The 239-nt window shown below is 42.3% G+C and carries 1 protein-coding gene; it reads left to right on the top strand.

Translation table 11 applies throughout. The annotated features are described in order from the left end of the window. The coding region (locus tag SB749_RS20755; RefSeq protein WP_410711981.1) for a YciI family protein at positions 1–239 on the top strand (239 nt) is incomplete at both ends.

Raw genomic sequence — 239 nt, 5'->3', positions numbered from 1 at the left:
TGACATTTTTAATTGAAACCTTTGACAATCCGGACTCTCAGGATTTGCGCTTGAAAGTACGTCCATCGCACTTAGACTACTTAGATGCCAACGTAGATTTACTATTGGCTTGTGGCGCTAAGCTGTCTGATGACGCCAAAACAGCTTCAGGCGGTATTTACTTAGTAGATTTAGACAGCCGTGAATCCGCTGAATTGTTTATCAAAGCTGACCCTTTTTATAAGGCAGGGCTATTTGCT

It is taken from the genome of Brevibacterium sp. SIMBA_078 (genome assembly GCF_046534565.1).
Lineage (GTDB): Bacteria > Actinomycetota > Actinomycetes > Actinomycetales > Brevibacteriaceae > Brevibacterium.
This window is presented reverse-complemented; position numbering and strand designations above follow the sequence as displayed.